Annotated in this window: 16 protein-coding genes; 15 read left to right on the top strand and 1 reads right to left on the bottom strand. The window is 35.0% G+C overall.

The window, feature by feature from the left end:
* Positions 1 to 10 precede the first annotated feature (10 nt).
* From VB776_RS19950 to VB776_RS19970, 5 genes are all read left to right on the top strand, one after another.
* Positions 11 to 592 carry a hypothetical protein gene (locus tag VB776_RS19950; RefSeq protein ID WP_323698630.1) on the top strand — a complete coding sequence of 194 codons (582 nt, stop codon included), beginning with the start codon at positions 11 to 13 and terminating at the stop codon, positions 590 to 592.
* A gap of 36 nt (positions 593 to 628) precedes the next feature.
* Complete coding sequence (locus VB776_RS19955; protein WP_407653852.1) at positions 629 to 3934, top strand: VCBS repeat-containing protein; 3306 nt, start codon at positions 629 to 631, stop codon at positions 3932 to 3934.
* A 112-nt stretch (positions 3935 to 4046) separates the two neighbouring features.
* Complete coding sequence (locus VB776_RS19960; protein ID WP_323698632.1) at positions 4047 to 7379, top strand: VCBS repeat-containing protein; 3333 nt, start codon at positions 4047 to 4049, stop codon at positions 7377 to 7379.
* A gap of 5 nt (positions 7380 to 7384) precedes the next feature.
* Positions 7385 to 9361, top strand: a complete 1977-nt coding sequence (locus VB776_RS19965) for a glycoside hydrolase family 127 protein (RefSeq protein WP_323698633.1) — start codon at positions 7385 to 7387, stop codon at positions 9359 to 9361.
* Positions 9362 to 9559: 198 nt separating this feature from the next.
* Positions 9560 to 11926 (top strand): glycoside hydrolase family 127 protein, encoded by a 2367-nt coding sequence (locus VB776_RS19970; protein ID WP_323698634.1) that lies wholly within the window; start codon positions 9560 to 9562, stop codon positions 11924 to 11926.
* 233 nt (positions 11927 to 12159) lie between these two features.
* On the opposite strand, the gene VB776_RS19975 is transcribed toward VB776_RS19970, so the two are convergent.
* The gene (locus tag VB776_RS19975) at positions 12160 to 12597 is read right to left on the bottom strand and encodes a winged helix-turn-helix transcriptional regulator (RefSeq protein WP_323698635.1); all 438 of its coding nucleotides are present in this window, start codon (positions 12595 to 12597) and stop codon (positions 12160 to 12162) included.
* A gap of 100 nt (positions 12598 to 12697) precedes the next feature.
* On the opposite strand from VB776_RS19975, the gene VB776_RS19980 reads away from it, so the two are divergent.
* From VB776_RS19980 to VB776_RS20025, 10 genes are all read left to right on the top strand, one after another.
* Positions 12698 to 13498, top strand: coding sequence for an SDR family NAD(P)-dependent oxidoreductase (locus VB776_RS19980; RefSeq protein WP_323698636.1), 801 nt, complete (start codon positions 12698 to 12700; stop codon positions 13496 to 13498).
* A 2-nt stretch (positions 13499 to 13500) separates the two neighbouring features.
* Entirely contained in the window at positions 13501 to 14418 is a 918-nt protein-coding gene (locus tag VB776_RS19985; RefSeq protein WP_323698637.1) for an alpha/beta fold hydrolase, read from the top strand.
* Between the two features lie 10 nt (positions 14419 to 14428).
* Positions 14429 to 15286 carry a strictosidine synthase gene (locus VB776_RS19990; RefSeq protein WP_323698638.1) on the top strand — a complete coding sequence of 286 codons (858 nt, stop codon included), beginning with the start codon at positions 14429 to 14431 and terminating at the stop codon, positions 15284 to 15286.
* Between the two features lie 24 nt (positions 15287 to 15310).
* Entirely contained in the window at positions 15311 to 15631 is a 321-nt protein-coding gene (locus tag VB776_RS19995; RefSeq protein ID WP_323698639.1) for an alcohol dehydrogenase catalytic domain-containing protein, read from the top strand.
* A gap of 17 nt (positions 15632 to 15648) precedes the next feature.
* The gene (locus VB776_RS20000; RefSeq protein ID WP_323698640.1) at positions 15649 to 16299 is read left to right on the top strand and encodes an NADP-dependent oxidoreductase; all 651 of its coding nucleotides are present in this window, start codon (positions 15649 to 15651) and stop codon (positions 16297 to 16299) included.
* A gap of 286 nt (positions 16300 to 16585) precedes the next feature.
* Positions 16586 to 17377 carry a cyanophycinase gene (locus VB776_RS20005; protein WP_323698641.1) on the top strand — a complete coding sequence of 264 codons (792 nt, stop codon included), beginning with the start codon at positions 16586 to 16588 and terminating at the stop codon, positions 17375 to 17377.
* 38 nt (positions 17378 to 17415) lie between these two features.
* The gene (locus tag VB776_RS20010; RefSeq protein WP_323698642.1) at positions 17416 to 17736 is read left to right on the top strand and encodes a DUF3817 domain-containing protein; all 321 of its coding nucleotides are present in this window, start codon (positions 17416 to 17418) and stop codon (positions 17734 to 17736) included.
* Positions 17737 to 17969: 233 nt separating this feature from the next.
* Positions 17970 to 18296 (top strand): ArsR/SmtB family transcription factor, encoded by a 327-nt coding sequence (locus tag VB776_RS20015; protein ID WP_323698643.1) that lies wholly within the window; start codon positions 17970 to 17972, stop codon positions 18294 to 18296.
* A gap of 61 nt (positions 18297 to 18357) precedes the next feature.
* Positions 18358 to 18996 carry a DUF1275 family protein gene (locus VB776_RS20020; RefSeq protein ID WP_323698644.1) on the top strand — a complete coding sequence of 213 codons (639 nt, stop codon included), beginning with the start codon at positions 18358 to 18360 and terminating at the stop codon, positions 18994 to 18996.
* A 60-nt stretch (positions 18997 to 19056) separates the two neighbouring features.
* Complete coding sequence (locus VB776_RS20025; protein ID WP_323698645.1) at positions 19057 to 20469, top strand: MBL fold metallo-hydrolase; 1413 nt, start codon at positions 19057 to 19059, stop codon at positions 20467 to 20469.
* The last annotated feature ends 53 nt before the right edge of the window (positions 20470 to 20522 follow it).

Here is a 20522-nt window from a genome sequence, read left to right on the forward strand (position 1 = left end):
GGGGAAAATTATGAAAATCAATCAATTATATATTTACGCTATGCTCTTTGTATTGCTTTTAGGAGCTTGTAAACAAACGCCTGAAGAACAATATTTAAGCTTAGAATCGGAAGAATTAGCCACAAAAGTTCGTCATGATAAGCTTTTTAAAGGACTTTACTTGGGCATGAAAGATTCTACTTTTTTTGATTTTTGTTTGAAGAAAAACATTCATAAAGATTTCTTTCAAGGCGGACAAAAAAATAGTGCTTGGATTACGACAAAGATAAAATCCCCCAATCACAAAACCTTAGAAGTCAATTTTTTTCCAACCTTTAAAGCTCAAAAAATAGCTGAAGTAAATTCAGCTTTTTATTATCAAGATGCCGTAGCTTGGAAAGTCGGAGCAAGTAATGATAAGCTTTTGAGTGATGTAATACAGCTTTTAGAATCGTGGTATCAACGAAAATTTATCAAGATAAATAGTCCTTACTTTTTCAAAAATGATGTTTTTGTTACCGTTCGTGGCAATTGTAGAATTGTAGTTTCAGAAGAAGCCCAAAGCAATGCCATCAATGTAAGATTTATTGATTTATTAGCCCCAAAACAGTAGTTCATGCAAGGTTTGAAAAGAAATATATGGGTGCTGATGCTATCATTTACTGGTTGGGCTTGTCAGTGGAATCAAAGTGAACAACCTTTGTTTACCGAATTGTCGGCCACCGAAACAGGGATTGATTTTCAGAATACCGTTACGGATACCAAAGATTTTAACATTTATACTTACCGAAATTTTTATAATGGCGGTGGCGTAGCCATTGGCGACATCAACAACGATGGTTGGCAGGATATTTACTTCACCGCCAACATGGGGAAAAACAAATTGTATTTGAATAAAGGCGATGGAAAATTTGAAGATATTGCTAAAAAAGCAGGCGTAGAAGGCACAAAAGCATGGTCAACTGGCGTGACGATGGCAGATGTAAATGGCGATGGTTGGTTAGATATTTATGTTTGTAATTCTGGTGATGTAAAAGGAGACGACAAACAAAACGAACTTTTTATCAATAATCAAAATGGTACTTTTAGCGAAAAAGCCGAAGAATACGGCTTGGCAGACAAAGGTTTATCGACGCACGCCTCTTTTTTTGACTATGACCAAGATGGCGATTTGGATGTATATATTTTGAATAATTCCTATCGCCCGATAGGTTCATTCAATTTAGCAACCATTGATAGAGATACTAGAGATGAGTTAGGAGGCGATAAATTGTACAGAAATGATGGTGGAAAATTTAAAGACGTTAGTCAGGAAGCACATATTTATGGCAGTGCGATTGGCTTTGGTTTGGGCTTAGTTGTTTCCGATTTCAATAACGATGGCTGGTTGGATATGTATGTCTGTAACGATTTTTTTGAACGAGATTATCTCTACATCAATCAGCACGATGGTACGTTTTCCGAAGAACTTACACAGCAAATGCCTTCTATTTCTCAAGCAAGTATGGGTGCAGATGCCGCTGATTTAAACCATGATGCTTTGCCCGAATTATTTGTAACAGAAATGCTACCAAAGGACGAAGAAAGGCTGAAAACTTCCATGACTTTCGAGAACTGGAATAAGTATCAATACAACCAAAAGTATGGTTATCATCAGCAGTTTACACGGAATATGTTGCAACTCAACAATGGAGCAAACGAGTTTTCAAAAGGCTCATTTAGTGAAATTGGTAGATATGCAGGCGTAGAAGCGACCGACTGGAGTTGGGGTGCTTTGATGGTAGATTTTGATAATGATGGCTGGCGAGATATTTATGTGAGTAACGGTATTTATAAAGATATTTTGAATCAGGATTATCTAAAATTTATTTCAAGCGATGCTTTTGCCAAAACGGTTATCTCAAAAGATGGCGTGGATTATAAGAAGCTAATCGACATTATTCCGTCGAAACCGATTGAAAACTACGTTTTTGCTGGTAAAGCAGACTTGGCTTTTGAAGACAAAACCAAAGCTTGGGGACTGAATAAACCCAGTTTTTCTAATGGTTCGGCTTATGGTGATTTAGACAACGATGGCGATTTAGATTTAGTCGTTAACAACGTCAATATGCCTGCTTTTGTGTATAGAAATGAAAGTAATACAGTGCCAGAAAAAGGTAATTTTCTGAAAATACAACTCAAAGGAAAAGATAAGAATACCGTAGCGATTGGAGCAAAAGTAATAGCATTTTCGGCAGGAAAACAATATATGGTTGAACAAGTGCCTTCTCGTGGTTTTCAATCTTCGGTAAGTAATGTGCTGCAAATTGGTTTGGGAAAAAATGCTAAAATTGACTCCTTGCAGATTCGTTGGCCAAGAGGTTTGTTTACTAAAATCTATCAAGTGAAAGTAAACCAAACCTTGGTTTTTGATGAAAAAACAGCTTCAACTTTTATTTCAAAGCCTGAACCAAGCAAGCAAAATATTACTTTCTGGAAAGATATTTCTAAGGATTTTTCAGCAGATTTTTCGCATCAAGAAAATACTTATAGCGATTTTGACGATGTGCCTTTACTCTTTCAAATGCTCTCGACCGAAGGACCACATTTGGCAGTAGCAGATGTCAATGGCGATGGTTTGGAAGATGTTTTTATCGGTACTGGAAAAGGAATTCCAGCTAAATTATTGCAACAAAAAGCAGATGGCAGTTTTATACAGACCAATCAAAAGCTTTGGGAAATGGACAAAAATGCAGAAGATGTTGATGCTGTTTTCTTTGATGCCGACCAAGACCATGATTTGGATTTGTACGTGGCAAGCGGTGGGAGTGAGGCAGAAGAGCAAAGTAATGAATTAAGCGACCGATTGTATTTTAATGATGGCAAAGGGAATTTTACAAAATCATTTCAATTTTTACCAACCATTAAATTTGAAAATTCAGCTTGTGTAAAACCTGCTGATTTCGACCAAGATGGCGATATTGATTTGTTTGTGGGCATTCGTGCCGCTAATCGGCATTATGGTTTGCCACAAAATGGCTACTTTTTACAAAATAATGGCAAAGGACTTTTTAGCAATATTACGCCAAAAATTGCTCCTACTTTAAATCAAATCGGTTTGATTCGTGATGCAAAATGGATTGATGTTGATAAAGATAAACAACTTGATTTGGTAATTATTGGCGAATGGATGGGCATTCATGTCTTCAAAAATTTGCAGGGAAAATTTGAAGATATTTCAGAAAAATTAGGCGTGTCAACTATAAAAGGTTGGTGGAATACCATTCAATCTGCTGATTTGGATAATGATGGCGATGAAGATTTGATACTCGGAAATCATGGATTAAATTCCAGATTTAGAGCTTCTGAAAGTAAACCAATTCAACTTTTTTCCAGTGATTTTGATAACAATGGTTTCTTTGAGCAAATCCTGTGTACTTATAACGGAGAAGAATCTTATCCATTGGTTTTACACCAAAATATCACGGCTCAATTGCCTTATTTAAAGACAAAGTACTTGAAAAACGAAAGTTATAAAAATCAGAAAATCAATGATTTATTTACCAATGAGCAATTGTCAAAAGCAACAAAATTGGAAGTAAATACTTTAGAAAGTGTCGTACTAATCAATCAACAAAAAGAGGGATTTAGGATACAAAAATTGCCTTATCAAGCACAGCTTTTTCCGATTTATGCCATTCATGTTACAGACATCAACCATGATAAATTTCCAGATTTAATTGTAGGTGGTAACCTCTACGAAGCCAAACCAGAAGTAGGCAGATACGATGCTGGTCGTGGACTTTGCTTATTAGGCAAAGGCGACGGTACTTTTTCGGTGATACCAAATAAATCGGCTGGGATTTATGTGGAAGGACAAATCAGAGATTTCAAAACCTTGAAAGTAGGTAAAAAAGAAGTATTTATTGTTGCTAAAAATGGGGCTAAATTTCAAGTTTTTTGTAAGGAAAAGTAAAACCTCACCCCCAACCCCCTCTCCTTCAGAGATGGGACTTTAAGAATATCAAAAGTTCCCCTCTCAACAGGAGAGGGGTTAGGGGTGAGGTTTTAGATAACTAATTTTACTAATGAATTTTAAAAAAGCAGATAGAATTGGTAATGATTTATACTTCAAAAGAGTTGTTTGGGCTTTTTTGAGTCTGTTTGTGTTCGCTGCTTGTTCTTCTGATAAAAAGCCTTTGTTTCAATTATTAGAGAATAAAAATACGAAAGTTGACTTCGTGAATCGCTTTTTGGAAACGGAAGAAGTAAACCTCAACGAATATTTATATGCCTACAATGGCGGTGGCGTGGCGGTTGGCGACATTAATAATGATGGATTCCCTGATATGTACTTTACAGCTAATCAATCGGGCAATACTTTGTACCTCAATAAAAGTAAAGAAAATGAACAGATTAGCTTTGAAGACATTACCGAAAAAGCAGCCGTAAAAGGCTTTTCAGGCAAAAATTATTGGACAACTGGGGTAGTGATGGTAGACATTAATCATGATGGTTGGTTAGATATTTATGTGAGTCAAGTTTCTGGTTATAAAGGCTTTACTGGAAAAAATCTATTGTTTATTAATAATCATAATCTTACTTTTTCTGAGAAAGCAAAAGAATATCAGCTTGATTTGGTTGGTTATTGTCAGCAAGCGGCTTTTTTTGATTATGATAACGATGGTGATTTAGATTTATATCAATTGAATCATTCAGTACATAGTCCAGAAGTATATCTTAACACGAGTCTTCGCAATAAAAGAGACCCTCTGGCAGGCGATAAATTATTAAGAAATGATAACGGAAAATTTGTTGATGTCAGCGAAAAAGCAGGTATTTGGGGTTGGGCTGCCGCTTATGGTTTGGCAATGGGTGTTGCAGATTTAGACAATAATGGCTTTGCAGATATTTATGTTTCCAATGATTTCCATGAAAATGATTATGTCTATTTCAATCAGGGCAATGGTACTTTTCTGGAAAAAAGTAAAGAAGCTACGACTTACACCAGTAATTTTTCGATGGGAAGCGACATTGCCGATATTAATAATGATGGTTTGTTGGATATTATGACTTTAGACATGAAGCCCGACGACGATATTGTCAGAAAACAATCGGCAGGAGCAGACCCTTTTGATATTTTTCAGTTCAAACTTAGTTTTGGTTATGAAGCACAATTTCCAAGGAATATGTTGCAATTGAATCAAGGAAATTTGGATGGAAAAATTGGTTGTCAATTTTCAGAAATTGGTCAGTTGGCAGGCGTGGATGCTACCGATTGGAGTTGGTCAACCCTTTTGGCAGATTTAGATAATGATGGTTTGAAGGATATTTTTGTTTCAAATGGCATCTATCGGCGCCCGAATGATTTAGATTATATCAACTATACTTATCAGAAAAATGTCAAGAAAAGTTCTTCCTTGAAACTCTCGCAAATGATGCCAAGTGGAGCAGAACACAACTTTGCGTATAGGAATCAGGGTAATTTACAATTTGAGGACGTTTCGCAAGCTTGGGGATTTTCAACGGTGGGTTATTCGATGGGAACGGCTTATGCTGATTTAGACAATGATGGCGATTTAGATTTAGTCATCAATAATCTTAATGCTTTAGCCTCAGTATATGAAAATCAGTCGAATGCCGAAGAAAATCATTACTTAAAAATTCAACTCAAAGGTGAAGGTAAAAATCCATTTGGGATTGGAGCAAAAGTAGAATTAGTGACTCAAAAAGGCACAATAGTTCAGGAATTACAGCCTACTCGTGGTTGGCTTTCTTCGGTAGATTATGTCTTGAATTTTGGTTTAGGAGCAATTAAAACGATTCAAGAAATAAAAGTAACTTGGGCAAATGGCAAAGTACAAGTATTGAAAAATGTATCTGTCAATCAATTACTTGTCCTTACCGAAAAGAATGCTTCTCCTGAAAAACCTTTACCAGAAAAAGCAAAGCAAAAACTTTGGCAAGACATTACTGAGCAAAGTAATCTCAAATTTGTTCACCAAGAAAACCCTTATTCTGATTTTGCTAATGAACGCTTAATGCCACAAATGCTATCCACACAAGGGCCTAAATTAGCAGTGGCAGATGTAAATGGCGATGGTTTAGATGACTTTTTTGTGGGCGGAGCGATGAACCAAGCTGGCGTTTTGTATTTACAGAAAAATGACAAATTTGTATTGGGAAATCAGCAGGCATTTGTTGCGGATAAACAATATGAAGATGCTGATATTCAATTTTTTGATGCTGATAATGATAAGGATTTAGATTTATTGATACTCAGTGCAGGCGGACAAACGAATGAGGCGAGTCTTACGCCATTGAGATTGTACTTGAATGATGGCAAAGGAAATTTCAGTCCTTCGCCGAAAGAAATGCCATTACTTTGGAGTAATAAATCTTGTTTAGTCACAGCAGATTTCGATGGTGATAAGCGAATGGATATTTTTGTCGGAGTGCGTTCTATCGTAAAACAATATGGTATTTCTGCGGATAGTTATGTGCTGATGAATCGAGGAAATGGAGAATTTGCTTTAGATACGAGTGAAAAAACCAAAGTTTTTAAAAACTTAGGCATGGTTACTTCTGCCATTTGGTTGCCCAACAGTAAAGAGTTGGTCGTGGCTGGAGATTGGATGCCGATTACTATTTTGAAAAGAGAAGCGAATGGCACATTCTCAAAAAGAATCATCGAACATACGGCTGGTTGGTGGAATTGTTTGAAAGCCTGTGATTTAGACAATGACGGAGACCTTGATATTTTAGCAGGAAACCGAGGTATTAATTCAGATTTAAGAGCAAGTACAGAAAACCCTGTGACATTGATGGTGAAAGATTTTGATAACAGTTTTTCGACCGACCCAATTATTTGTCATTTCAGAAACGGGAAAGAAAGATTGTATGAAGGTTTAGACGAAATCAAAAAACAGATGCCCATGATTCAAAATCGTTTTCATGAGTATAAGTTTTTTGCGGTAAGTCAATTGAAAGATATTTTTCCAGAAGCACTCAAAAAAAATGCTGTAATTAAACAAGTAGAGACTTTTGAATCGCTACAATTAATCAATGACGGCAAAAGTAATTTTCAAATAAAAGTACTTCCGAAACATTTTCAGTTTGCTCCGATTTATGCTTTTTGTAGCAAAGATTTTAATCAAGATGGAAAAATTGATTTGGTTTCTGGTGGCAATTTTTCAGGATTCAAACCTAATTTGGGCATGATGAATTCAAGTGTCGGTACATATTCAGAAGGCAGTTCAAAAGGTGATTTTAACGCTATGCCAGCCCATCAAAGTGGCTTAAATATGTCAAAAGAAGTACGTGATATTCAAGCCATTCGGCTTGGAAATCGAGATTGTCTTTTGATTGCCAACAATAACGAACATATCCAATTATTTCAATTTTTTAAAAATCAACAATAAACACTATGAAAAAAGTACTCATTATGGCGTGTTGGCTTGTGGCTTTTTATGCCAATGCCCAAAAACTTTCTTATGATTATCCCATCAAACCGATTGATTTTACGAAAGTAAAAGTAACAGGCGGATTCTGGAAAAGTCGTTTGGATACCGTTGAAAACAAAACGATTCCTTATGCTTTTCAAAAATGCGAGGAAACGGGTAGAATCAATAATTTTATTTTTGCTGGCGGACTACAAGAAGGAAAATTTAAAGGAAGTTATGGCTTTGATGATTCGGACGTTTATAAAATTATCGAAGGTGCTTCTTACTCTTTGATGAACGAACGGAATCCTAAATTGGATGCTTATTTAGACAAAGTAATTTCGTACATAGCCGCTGCTCAAGAAGATGATGGCTATTTATACACCGCTTGGACTTTGAAAGCAAATGATTACAACAAATTTCAATGTTGTTCTTATGATCCTAAAGGTAGATTTTTGGGTGAAAAAATGAGTCATGAATTTTATGACGCTGGTCACATGTATGAAGCAGCAGTTGCTCATTATGTGGCTACTGGCAAAAAGTCATTCTTGAATATTGCCACTAAAAATGCTGATTTGATTTATGATTTATGTTTCAACAAAGGTTTACAAAGCTATTCGGGTCATCAGGAAATAGAGCTGGGCTTGATTAAATTATTCAGAGTAACCAATAATAAAAAGTACCTTGACCTAGCAAAATTATTGCTTGAACGACGTGGTCATCAGCCACTTACTGGTAAAAAGACTGATTTCGATAGTCCAGCTTATTCACAAGACCATTTGCCTGTTACTCAGCAAGATGAAGCCGTTGGGCATTCGGTGCGTGCGGTTTATATGTATGCGTCGATGGCTGATATTGCAGCCATCACGGGCGATAAAGCGTATCTCAAGGCAATTGATAAACTTTGGGAAGATATTGTTAGTAAAAAAATGTATGTGACTGGTGGTTTGGGTGCTGCACATGGCATCGAAGGTTTTGATGTAGCTTATGCTTTGCCAAACGACGCTTACGCAGAGACCTGTGCGGCTATTGCCAATGTTTATTGGAACCACCGTATGTTTTTATTGCATGGCGAATCTAAATACATGGACGTTTTAGAAAGAACTTTGTACAATGGTTTGATGTCGGGATTGTCTTTAGAAGGTGACAAATTCTTTTATCCAAATCCATTGGTTTTTGATGGGAAAGAAAAGTTCAATCAAGGAGCTACTTGCCGCAGTCCGTGGTTCGACTGTTCGTGTTGTCCTTCCAATCTTTCAAGATTTGTGCCTTCGGTTTCGGGTTATGTGTATGCCGTAAAAGATAACAGTGTTTTCGTCAATTTATTTATGAATTCAGAGGCGACTTTAGCAGTAAAAAATCAAACTATTCAATTGACCCAAACGACCAATTATCCTTGGAGTGGAGACGTAAATTTATCGGTTAAAACTTCAAAATTAACGCCTGCTACTTTACGCATTCGTATTCCGGGTTGGTCGCAAAACGAAGCCGTGCCAAGTGATTTATATTATTTCAACGCTACTTCTTCAGCCAAAACCATCATTAAATTAAATGGCAAAGCGGTTACTTATAAAATCGAAAATGGCTACGCATTGATTAATCATGCTTGGAAAAGTGGCGATAAAGTAAATATCAGTTTCCCAATGGAAAACAAAACTTTGACAAGTAATGCCAATATCAAAGCAAACGAAAATAAAGTAGCTGTTCAAAGAGGACCAATGTTATTTTGTGTAGAAGCACAAGACAATAACAATCACGCTTTAGATATTTCTTTGAATGAACAAGCACCTTTTACGGCAGAATATCAAAAAGATTTATTGAATGGAGTAACCGTTTTAAAAGGAAAAGGCTGGATAAATACCAACGAAGGAAAGCAAGAAGTACCTATTCAAATGGTGCCTTATGTAGTTTGGGGACACAGAGATATTAAACCGATGGCTGTTTGGTTAGGGAAGAATTAATACTTATTACTTATCTGTTTGGGAAGTCATAGTTTTACTTCCCAAACAGTTTTTTATATTATTCGTAATAATTAAAAATAGAATAATGATATATAAGTGTTGACTTTTTCTGGTGAATGCTTATATTTGTGTCAAATTAACACATTTTAAAATTGCCTATTTAACTTTCTCCAAAACGTTATCCAAGAACAAAATTTTATGTTTTTAAGAACAGCACTTTCATTTTTATTGCTTTTTATCTCTTGTCCAAAAGACTTTGCTCAAGAAGGAAATACTAAACTTCAAAGCTTTCCGCTTCAAGCTGTACGTTTAAAGGCTGGGCCATTTCTGAATGCCCAACAGGTTGATTTGAAGTACATTTTGGCTTTGAATCCTGATAAACTTTTAGCTCCTTACTTGATTGATGCAGGTTTGCCACTAAAAGCTGAACGCTACGGAAACTGGGAAAACTCTGGTTTGGATGGTCACATCGGCGGACATTATCTATCTGCTTTGGCTTTGATGTATGCTTCTACAGATAATGTTGAAGTGAAAAAAAGGCTAGATTACATGGTGTCGGAATTGGCAAAATGCCAGCAAAAAAATGGCGATGGTTATGTCGGTGGGATTCCGCAAGGAAAAGTATTTTGGAGTAGAATCGCCAAAGGAGATTTGGATGGAAGTGGCTTCGGTTTGAACAATACTTGGGTGCCTTTGTACAATATTCATAAATTATTTGCGGGTTTGCAAGATGCTTATGTGGTTGCTGGAAATAAACAAGCACTGAACGTTTTGGTAAAATTAGCCGATTGGTTTGCTGTAACCATTCAAAATTTGAATGATGAACAAATTCAAAAAATGCTAAGAACCGAACACGGTGGTATGAACGAAGCCTTTGCAAATCTTTATGAAATTTCACACGAAAAAAAGTACTTAGCCATTGCTCAAAAAATTTCACACCGTGCGATACTTGACCCATTGTTGGCTCAAAAAGATGCTTTGACGGGTTTACACGCCAATACGCAAATTCCTAAAGTAATTGGTTATCAGAAAATTGCTGATTTGACACAGAACAAAGATTGGGCAAATGCGGCTAACTTTTTCTGGGAAAATGTTAGTACCAAACGTAGCGTTTCTTTTGGCGGAAATAGTTTCAGAGAACATTTTAATCCTGTCAATGATTTTACGCCTATGTTGGAATCGAATCAAGGGCCAGAAACTTGCAATTCCTACAATATGCTGAAATTGACGAAATCTTTATTTTTGTCAGAACCCAAAGCTAATTATATCGACTTTTTTGAACGCACGCTTTTCAACCATATTTTGTCTTCGCAACATCCGACAAAAGGCGGATTTGTCTATTTTACGCCGATTCGTCCACGTCATTATCGAGTTTATTCTCAGCCACAAGAAGGTTTTTGGTGCTGTGTAGGTTCGGGAATTGAGAATCACGGCAAGTACGGCGAAATGATTTATGCACATACCGACAAAGATTTGTATGTAAATTTATTTATGGCTTCTACTTTGAACTGGAAAGAAAAAGGTTTGACGCTGACGCAAAACACACAATTTCCGAATGCTTCAAACTCAGAAATTACGTTAAAACTGAACAAACCACAAACGTTTACGCTTTATGTTCGCTACCCGAAATGGGTGAAAGAAAAGACTTTTCAAGTAAAAGTAAACGGAAAAACATTTACGGTGAATGAAAAACCAAGTTCATTCATTGCGATTAACAGAACTTGGAAATCGGGCGATAAAGTATCGCTTACTTTCCCGATGGAAACCACAGCCGAAACACTTCCCGACGGCTCGCCTTGGGTTTCGTTTGTGCATGGACCAATTGTATTGGCTGCTAAAACCGATACAACAGACTTAAAAGGACTTTTTGCAGACGATAGCCGAATGGGACACGAGGCTTCTGGAAAATTATATCCTTTAGACGAAGCTCCTATTTTGGTAAGTAATTCAAACGATTATTTATCGAAAATTCAGCCAATTAAGAAGCAGCCATTAGTCTTTTCAATGGGCGATGCACTTTATCCAGCCAAATATCAATCGCTTACTTTGATTCCTTTTTACCAATTGCACGATGCCCGTTATATGATGTATTTTCCTGTGATGAATCAGGAGAAATTGGCTGGAAAAATTCAGGAAATGAAAGAGAAGGAACAAGTAAAATTGGCATTAGAACAGCAAACTATAGACCAAATTGCTTTGGGCGAACAACAACCCGAAGCCGACCATCATTTTCAAGGGAACCAATCGAATGTAGGCGGAGAACTTGGTGCGTTCTGGAGAAGTACTACCGATTGGATAAGTTATGATTTAAGAAATAACGAGCAAAATGCTCAGAAAATCAGAATTACTTTTGGCAATGAAAACCGAGCAAGAGATTTTGATATTTTAATTGATAATCAGTTATTTAAATCGGTTCAGTTTGAAGCAGTAAAATCAAGAAAATCCTTTGAAGTCGATTATGAATTACCTGCTGAATTGAATAAAAAGCTTATCAATATCAAATTTGTGGCAAAAAATAAGCAAAGTACTGGCGCAATTTATAGTATTAGATTGATGAAGAAGTAGCTTATTGATGTATAGTTTTAACATTTAAAAGTCCAAGTGGTGTTTTGCTCAAGACTTGTACCAATTAGCAAAACATTTTCTGGTTTCAATCAATAGGGGTGGACTTAAGTCCACCCCTATTGATTGAAAAGGATTTATATAAATATTTTCAACTTAAAAGTCCAAGTGACGCTTCGCTTAAAACTTGAACTAGTTGGCATTATTCCATAATGCTTCACTTTTTGCCAAATCCCTTATTCACTACTACTTTTTGTCTTAGTTATTTTGCTTTTCAATACTTCCGTAACCTGTTTTACAAATTTGTCTTTATCTTTCTTGGCTTCTTTGATTGTTGCTTTTATATCTGACGGTATTTCATAATATTTTTCTGCCCAAATGTAAACTTCCATAATAATAGGTAACAAATCAATTCCTTTTTGGGTAAGTCTATATAAAATTTTTGCTTTACTATCAGGATGTGCTGATTTTTCAATTACACCATTTTCTTCAAGTCCTTTCAGCCTTGATGCTAAAATATTTGTTGCAATCCCTTCTGCCGATTTTAAAAAATCGTTATAGGTACACTTGTTCCAAAACATTAAGTCTCGAATGATAAGCAACGACCACTTGTCACCAAACACATCAAGCGAACAACTCAATGGACATTCCGATCTTTTTTTACTTGTTTCCATAAAATAATCTTAAAATTAACTTGCATTTTAAAAGTTGCTTGTATATTTGCACTTGCAATTTGAAAGTAAATTTACAAATAAATCTTTATATCAAGTAATCATGAGTAAAACAATTTTAGTAACAGGAGCATCATCAGGTTTTGGGCTTCTAATCGCAAATAAGCTCCACAATAGTGGATATAAAGTAATCGGAACAAGTCGCAATCCTGAAAAGTATGCTTCAAAGTTTCCCTTCAAAATGATAGCTTTAGACCTTGATTCAGAACAATCAATAAACACTTTGCCAGAAAGAATTTTCAAGGAAATAGGTCAGTTGGATATTCTTATCAATAATGCAGGTTTTTTAGTATCAGGTATTGCAGAAGAAACGCCAATAGAGTTAGGAAGACAGCAATTGGAAACAAATTTTTGGGGAACTATCAAAGTGACTAATACTATATTACCTTATTTTAGAAAACAAAAATTCGGTCAAATAATTACAGTAGGTTCAATTATAGGACTTGTGTCTTTTCCAAATGCCGCTTATTATGCTGCTTCAAAACACGCACTGGAAGGGTATTTTAAATCATTACGGTATGAATTGAATGAGTTTAATATTAGTGTTTCTATGATTGAACCTGCTGCTTTTAAAACCAGTATTTTAGATAATTCATCAACGACCTTAAATAAAATTGAAGATTATAATTCTTTAAGAGGCAAGATTGAAAAATTCACTGATGACTTAGTAGAACAAGCAGAAGACCCTGCAATAGTTGCAGATAAAGTGCTCAAAGTAGTTCAAGAAGATAAACCACAATTTAGAAATATTGTGGGTAAAGGCACTTCTGTCTTAATTAATTTACAGCATTTTGCTTATGGAATGTTGGAAAAAAATGTTCTTAAACAATTAAATAAAAACTAAAAATGAAAAATATATTTCTTTTATCAATTTTAATGATTTTGAAAATGGCTACAACAAATGCTCAAAATAGTAACGCTACAAATGCGAACTATACTTATGCAACTGTTCCAACACAGTTTGTAGAGGCAAACGGTATTAAGTTCGCCTACCGCTCTTACGGCAAAAAGGGTGACATTCCCGTTATTTATTTCAATCACTTAACTGCAAACCTTGATAATTGCGACCCAAGGATTATGGATGCCATTGCAGCTCACCGTCAAATTATTTCTTTTGACTACAGGGGTATTGGTGCCACAACTGGTAAACAAGGAGAAAGTATAGCTGATATGGCTAAAGATGGCATCGCTTTTATTCACGCCTTGGGTTACAAGCAAGTAGATATTGTGGCATTCTCAATGGGTGGCTTTATTACACAAGAAATACTTTTATTGGAACCGCAATTGGTTCGTAAGGTAATATTGGCAGGAACAGGTCCAAGAGGTGGTGCAGGAATATCTGATGTTGTTGGTAAAACGTATGGGGATATTTTCAAAGGATTATTTACATTCAGAGACCCTAAGTTTTATTTATTTTTCAACCAAGATAAAATAGGTAAAGCGGCTGCAAAAGATTTTTTACATCGATTAAAAGAAAGAAAAGAAAATCGTGATAAAAAAGTAAAATTATACGCTTTGAAGAAACAGTTGAAAGCCATTAAAGATTGGGGAAATGAAAAACCTATGGATTTAAGTGTTTTCAATCTACCAGTATTTATAGCCAATGGCGATGCCGACAGAATGGTGCCTTCACAATTATCGAATGATATGGCAAAGCGTTTTCCAAATGCTCAATTAAAAATTTATCCCAATTCTGGACATGGCGGTATATTTCAATATCATGAAGAATTTATCCCACAAGCCATTGATTTTTTAATTAAATAAATAACGAAAAATGAAAAGAAAAATTTCAATATTGCTACTTCTTATTTTAGGAATAGCAAGTACTTATGCTCAAGATAAAGCAAGCAAAGTTGTAACCTCAGTCGAGACAGAAAAACACCTTTCATCTTCCATTTTATTGTGGATGAGAACCGACAAGCCTCGTCAGACAGGTATGGATAGGTGGAAGGGACCTCATGCAAAAATTATTTCTGCAAATAAAGGATTGTTAGAATATCGTCAAATACATTTTGCTGAAAACAATACAGGTTTGTGGCCATTGATTCGAGGTGTGGAAACCAGCATACCTCAAGATCGTAAAGTTGATGGAGTGGCTGATGTTACTTTAAAAAATTTCTTTTCAGTTTTTAAGGGTAAAAAGCAAAACAAACTTGCTTATGCTGATGAAGTTAATTTATTTAAGCGCACCATACTTTACGTAGCTTTTCCGAAAACATCAAAGTGGTATAATGTAGCCTCGCCTAACCCAAAAATTGAAGCAAGAGCTATGGTGTTTTTTAGAATAAAAGAGGGGGTAAAGGAAAGCGATTTCAAGAAATTTATTATGGATGAACTTACACCAACCCTTGCCAACACGGGTGTTTTACGAGAACTAAGAAGTAAAGCTTATAACTCTTGGAAACAGAAACAATGGAATACACCAAATGTGGCACATGATAATGATAAGAGCGTACAGTTTCAGGCTTCTATTATGCTTGGATTTACTAATAAAAGTGAAATGGAAAATTTCTTTAGTAGCGATGAAGTAAAAAAACTATCAGAAAGAATTGCTACTTTTTGTTCAGCAGTTCATGCGTACAAAATTTTTGAAACCATCACATTTGTGAAAGATGGAAAAGAAATAAAATAAATTACAAATAGCTAAATAAATCAGATGAAAGCATTCATAGTAAAACGCTACGGCAAAGATGAAAAGTTGCATTTAACGGATTGGGCAGAACCAATTGTAAAAGAAAATGATGTTTTGGTGCAAGTCCATTCAGCAGGGGTTAATTTGTTGGATTCGCTCATTAGAAATGGTGATTTTAAATTATTTTTACCATACAAGCCACCGTTTGTAAATGGACACGATGTGGCTGGTGTTGTTACTAAAGTAGGTTCAAAATTGGCGATGAAGTATATTCTCGTCCATCAGATTATCGAGTTGGTACTTTTGCCGAATTCATTTCTATTGATGAAAATGATGTGGCTTTAAAACCAAAAAATCTTTCAATGGAAGAAGCAGGCTCAATTCCGTTGATTGGTTTAACTGCTTGGCAAGCTCTTGTTGAAATAGGAAATATTAAAAAAGGACAAAAAGTTTTTATTCAAGCTGGTTCGGGCGGTGTTGGTACATTTGCTATTCAGTTAGCCAAACATTTAGGGGCTTTTGTTGCTACAACTACAAGTACAAAAAATATTGATTTGGTAAAAAGTCTTGGTGCTGACCTTATAATTGATTATAAAACTGAAGATTTTGAAACCAAATTAAAAGATTATGATTTGGTGTTACACAGTAATAGAGATACAAAAATACTTGAAAAATCATTACGTATTTTAAAAGAAGGTGGACAACTTATTTCGTTAGTCGGCCCTCCGACACCTGAATTTGCAACGCAGATTGGTTTACCTTGGTATTTAAAATTAGTTACAAAATTGATTAGTTTAAGTGCTAAGAAAAAAGCACAGAAGCTTAATACAAACTTTGTGTTCTTGTTTATGAGAGCAGAAGGCAAACAATTAGGTGAAATCACAAAACTGATTGAAGCAGATATAATTAAGCCTGTCATTGATAAAGTATTTCCATTTGTACAAACTAACGAAGCCTTGTCTTACGTTGAAACTGGTCGTTCAAGAGGTAAAGTCGTTATCAAAGTCAAGTAGTTTTGTCAATTCTGAGTGTTCGATAAAGTAATCGCTTCCTCGCCAATATACAATTAACGCTTACTATAAAACTAAAAAAACAGCTTTCTGCTAAGTATTTATTATACAGTGTTTTCTTTCTCCAATTTGGAGGAGTAAAACATTGTGTGATGATTCCTTCCTACATCTTTCAAAACAAACCCCAATAAACTCAAGAAAACTAAAACAGAATGTCTTAGCATTATTTTTTCCAGTTTAGATTTACGATATTGTAAGAAAATTCTTCAACAAATAATTCTTACAATTTATGTTTCAGAAAATCTTATCCATTGTCTTATTTTGTACTAGTTTTACTTATGCTCAAGAACATTTAATCGTTATTGGAGGCGGAAAACGTCCAGCGGATGCACTCAATAAACTGATTGAACTAAGTGGCAAAGAACAAGGAGAAATCCTAATTATTACTTGGGCAAGTGCCGAACAGCAAGTCGGTTTTGAATCTATCCAAAAAGATATTGCGGCACTCTCGCCCATAAAAGTTGTTTCCGCACCTTTTTCTCCGCTGACTCCTGAATCAAAAGCAGTACTTTTAAATCAACTAAAATCAGCCAAAGGTGTTTTCTTTACGGGTGGCGACCAAGTAAGAATCATGAAAGTGTTGGAAGATGAAACGCTCTTTAAAGCACTGCACGAAAGGTATCATAATAATGTTGTTTTTGCAGGAACAAGTGCTGGAACAGCAATTATGTCTGAAAAAATGATTACAGGTAATGGAAAACTTGATGTTATTGATGGCACACAAGTAGAAACCAAAAAAGGTTTGGGTTTACTTACCAACGTGATTGTAGATCAACATTTTATTAAACGTCAAAGAGAAAATCGTTTGATGGGTTTAATCCTTCAATATCCAACATTATTAGGTATTGGCATTGATGAAAATACGGCTGTTTATGTCCAAAACAATAAAACAGCCGAAGTTTTGGGTGAAAGTCAAGTCTTGATTTTTGATGCTCAACAACGCAAGGATGCTATGAAACTTTACTTTTTGAGAAAAGGAGATAAATTTGATTTAGTTAAAAGGAGTAAAGTGAAAATGTAGCATTCATCCACACAGCGTTTTATTTAGACATTTTTAAGATGAAAAAATTATTATCAACCAATATTGGGCGTTTACGCATCATTGCTTTTTTAGAAGGAGTATCATTTATCTTATTACTTTTTATCGCTACACCGATGAAATATTATATGGATAGTCCGGCAGGGACAAAAATATTAGGACCAATTCACGGGGCATTATTCATCCTTTTTATTCTGAATGCTTTGAGTGTTAGCGTTGAAGAAAACTGGAAATTTACAAAAACAACTTGGAAAGTATTATTAGCCAGCATTTTACCTTTTGGTACTTTTTACATTGACCATACGATTTTGAAGGAAATTCAGAAGAGTAAAGAAATTTAGTTTAGATTACATCGAATATTTCGGAATTAATAATGTCTGAATTATCCAAAATGGGCTTACTCTGTGCAGAACTAGAGTAAGCCCATTGGATTTTACTCGTTTTTTGTCGGACAAATTAGTTTATATACAGTACTTTTTACTGATTATTGGCAATTTTTAAGCTTCGATTAAATTTTCTCTTGCACTATATGAAAATATTATCATATATTTGTATTGTAATTAATCACAAGAAAATGGAAGTATTAGAAAATAGCCCCAAAGAGAGATTTCAGGTAAGTAAACAGAAAATGGAAAAAGCTGCATACATCCTGAAAACGGTTGCACATCCTATTCGTTTGGCGATTATTGATTTGTTGAGTCAAGAAGAGCAAATGGGCGTAAATGATATTTGTAAAATACTTGATTGCGAGCAATCTTTGGTTTCACATCATTTAATCAACATGAAGTTAAGAGGTATTTTGAAATCTCAGAAAGATGGTTTGAATGTGTATTATGAATTAAAAGAGAAGGAAATTACCAAGCTTTTGGCTTGTATAGAAAACTGTGACTGCAATATGTAGTCTTTTTTTATTCAAATACATGATAAAAACAACATATATTAATTTTTAAATTTATACTTTGATGATTACTCGAAAAACATATATTTCTTCTTTTTCCTTTTCTTTTGTTTCGGGCATCATCAATATTTTAGGAATTATTCTTTTAGGCTTAGTCGTAACAAACGTTACAGGACATTATAGTTCAAGTATTGTATCAAGCGGAATGCTAACGTTGAATGATATACTCCTTACTTGTTCTTATATTTTCATGTATTGGCTTGGTTCATTTTGGGCTTCTTCTTGTTTTTATTATGGTAAAAGCACTAACAAAGCTTATGTAAAAGCATTACCAATTTTCTTGAATCTCATTATTCTAATTTATGCTGTTTGGTCGCAACATTTGATTGTTTGGTTACTCTTTTTAGTGTCGAGTACGCAAAATGCTTTTGGGGCGAATCATAGTGAAAATCAGGTAAGGGCTTCGCAAATTACAGGCGTTGTGATGGCTTCTGGATTGGATATTGCCAAGTATTTTTTTGGAGGTTTTACCAAGGATTTCAAAAAGGATTTTTTAAAAGCATTTGCTGTTAAAATGTTGAATATCACAGGATTTATTGTTGGAGGAATTACAGCCTTTTTCTATAGTTCAATCAATATTTTATGGTTGCCAATTGTATTTTATGGCATCGTTTCAATCCTTATTTTGAAGAAAAAATTGTAAATATTTATTTAAAATCAATAGACTAAATCATAAAAACATTTCATTAATTTTTATCTTAAAATGATCGTAGAACAAATTTATACAGGATGTTTAGCACAAGGTGCTTATTATATTCAATCAGAAGGAGAAGTTGCCATTATTGATCCACTTCGTGAAGTACAACCTTACATCGCCAAGGCTGCTAGAAATGGAGCAAAAATTAAATATATTTTTGAAACCCATTTTCATGCAGATTTTGTGTCGGGACATTTAGATTTATCTCGTCAAACAGGCGCTCAAATTGTTTATGGACCAAATGCCAATCCAAGTTTTGATTGCATTGTTGCAGAAGATAATCAAGTATTCCAAGTAGGTAAAGTAAGTATTAAAGTACTTCATACGCCTGGTCATACAATGGAATCTTCTTGTTACTTATTAGTAGATGAAAATGGTCATGAACATTGTTTATTTTCAGGCGATACACTTTTCATCGGAGATGTTGGTCGTCCAGATTTAGCCCAAAAATTAGGAAGTATCACTACAAAAGATTTAGCAGGCTTTTTGTACGATTCACTCAGAGATAAAATCATGACTTTATCAGATGATTTAATTATTTATCCTGCACATGGAGCTGGTTCGGCTTGTGGCAAAAACATGAGTAAAGAAACTTTTGATACTTTGGGAAATCAGAAAGCGACAAATTATGCTTTGAAAGAACAAACCAAAGATAATTTTATCGCCGCTGTAACTGATGGACTTTTACCACCGCCATATTATTTCCCGAAAAATGTGATGATGAATAAAACGGGCATTAAGAGTATTGATGACATTGTAAACAACGTTCAGGCATTATCTCCAGAAGCTTTTGAAGCTGCGGCAAATGAAACGGGAGCAATTGTAATTGATACTCGTTCAGCACAAGTATTTAAAGATGCTTTCATTCCGAATTCTATTAATATTGGTATTAAAGGCGATTTCGCACCTTGGATTGGTACTTTAATTACGGATATTGAACAAGAGATTTTGTTTGTAGCAGAAGAAGAAAATATTGATGAAGTAATCACTCGTTTATCACGTGTAGGTTACGATAATGTGATTGGCTATTTAGCTGGTGGAATAAAAGCTTGGATTGAATCGGGAAAAGAAACCGATAATATTGAATCAATTTCAGCAATAGAATTTGCTAAAAGATTTGAAGAAGCAGCAGGGAAACTTGTTGTAAAAGACGTTCGTAAGCAAACAGAATATACAGCAGAACACGTTGACGAAGCGATGAACATTCCTTTGGCTGGACTAAGTGATAACATGGCTGAATTCTCTAAAACAGAAACCAATTATATTCACTGTGCTGGCGGTTATCGTTCAATGATGGCAAGTTCAATTTTAAAAGCTCGTGGTTTTGATAATGTAGTTGATGTTGCTGGAGGCTTCGCTGAAATCGCTAAAACTTCTGTGCCAAAAACAGATTTTGTTTGTCCTTCTAAATTAAAATAAGTACTAAGAATAAATTAATTGAGGATATAAACCTATAAGGATTTGAGGTCAAA

This window comes from Arcicella gelida (assembly GCF_034931025.1).
Classification (GTDB): domain Bacteria; phylum Bacteroidota; class Bacteroidia; order Cytophagales; family Spirosomataceae; genus Arcicella; species Arcicella gelida.

Coding starts and splice junctions, on each gene's coding strand:
- VB776_RS19950 (WP_323698630.1), top strand. CDS start 11: ATGAAAATCAATCAATTATATATTTACGCTATGCTCTTTGTATTGCTT.
- VB776_RS19955 (WP_407653852.1), top strand. CDS start 629: ATGCTATCATTTACTGGTTGGGCTTGTCAGTGGAATCAAAGTGAACAA.
- VB776_RS19960 (WP_323698632.1), top strand. CDS start 4,047: ATGAATTTTAAAAAAGCAGATAGAATTGGTAATGATTTATACTTCAAA.
- VB776_RS19965 (WP_323698633.1), top strand. CDS start 7,385: ATGAAAAAAGTACTCATTATGGCGTGTTGGCTTGTGGCTTTTTATGCC.
- VB776_RS19970 (WP_323698634.1), top strand. CDS start 9,560: ATGTTTTTAAGAACAGCACTTTCATTTTTATTGCTTTTTATCTCTTGT.
- VB776_RS19975 (WP_323698635.1), bottom strand. CDS start 12,597: ATGGAAACAAGTAAAAAAAGATCGGAATGTCCATTGAGTTGTTCGCTT.
- VB776_RS19980 (WP_323698636.1), top strand. CDS start 12,698: ATGAGTAAAACAATTTTAGTAACAGGAGCATCATCAGGTTTTGGGCTT.
- VB776_RS19985 (WP_323698637.1), top strand. CDS start 13,501: ATGAAAAATATATTTCTTTTATCAATTTTAATGATTTTGAAAATGGCT.
- VB776_RS19990 (WP_323698638.1), top strand. CDS start 14,429: ATGAAAAGAAAAATTTCAATATTGCTACTTCTTATTTTAGGAATAGCA.
- VB776_RS19995 (WP_323698639.1), top strand. CDS start 15,311: ATGAAAGCATTCATAGTAAAACGCTACGGCAAAGATGAAAAGTTGCAT.
- VB776_RS20000 (WP_323698640.1), top strand. CDS start 15,649: ATGGAAGAAGCAGGCTCAATTCCGTTGATTGGTTTAACTGCTTGGCAA.
- VB776_RS20005 (WP_323698641.1), top strand. CDS start 16,586: ATGTTTCAGAAAATCTTATCCATTGTCTTATTTTGTACTAGTTTTACT.
- VB776_RS20010 (WP_323698642.1), top strand. CDS start 17,416: ATGAAAAAATTATTATCAACCAATATTGGGCGTTTACGCATCATTGCT.
- VB776_RS20015 (WP_323698643.1), top strand. CDS start 17,970: ATGGAAGTATTAGAAAATAGCCCCAAAGAGAGATTTCAGGTAAGTAAA.
- VB776_RS20020 (WP_323698644.1), top strand. CDS start 18,358: ATGATTACTCGAAAAACATATATTTCTTCTTTTTCCTTTTCTTTTGTT.
- VB776_RS20025 (WP_323698645.1), top strand. CDS start 19,057: ATGATCGTAGAACAAATTTATACAGGATGTTTAGCACAAGGTGCTTAT.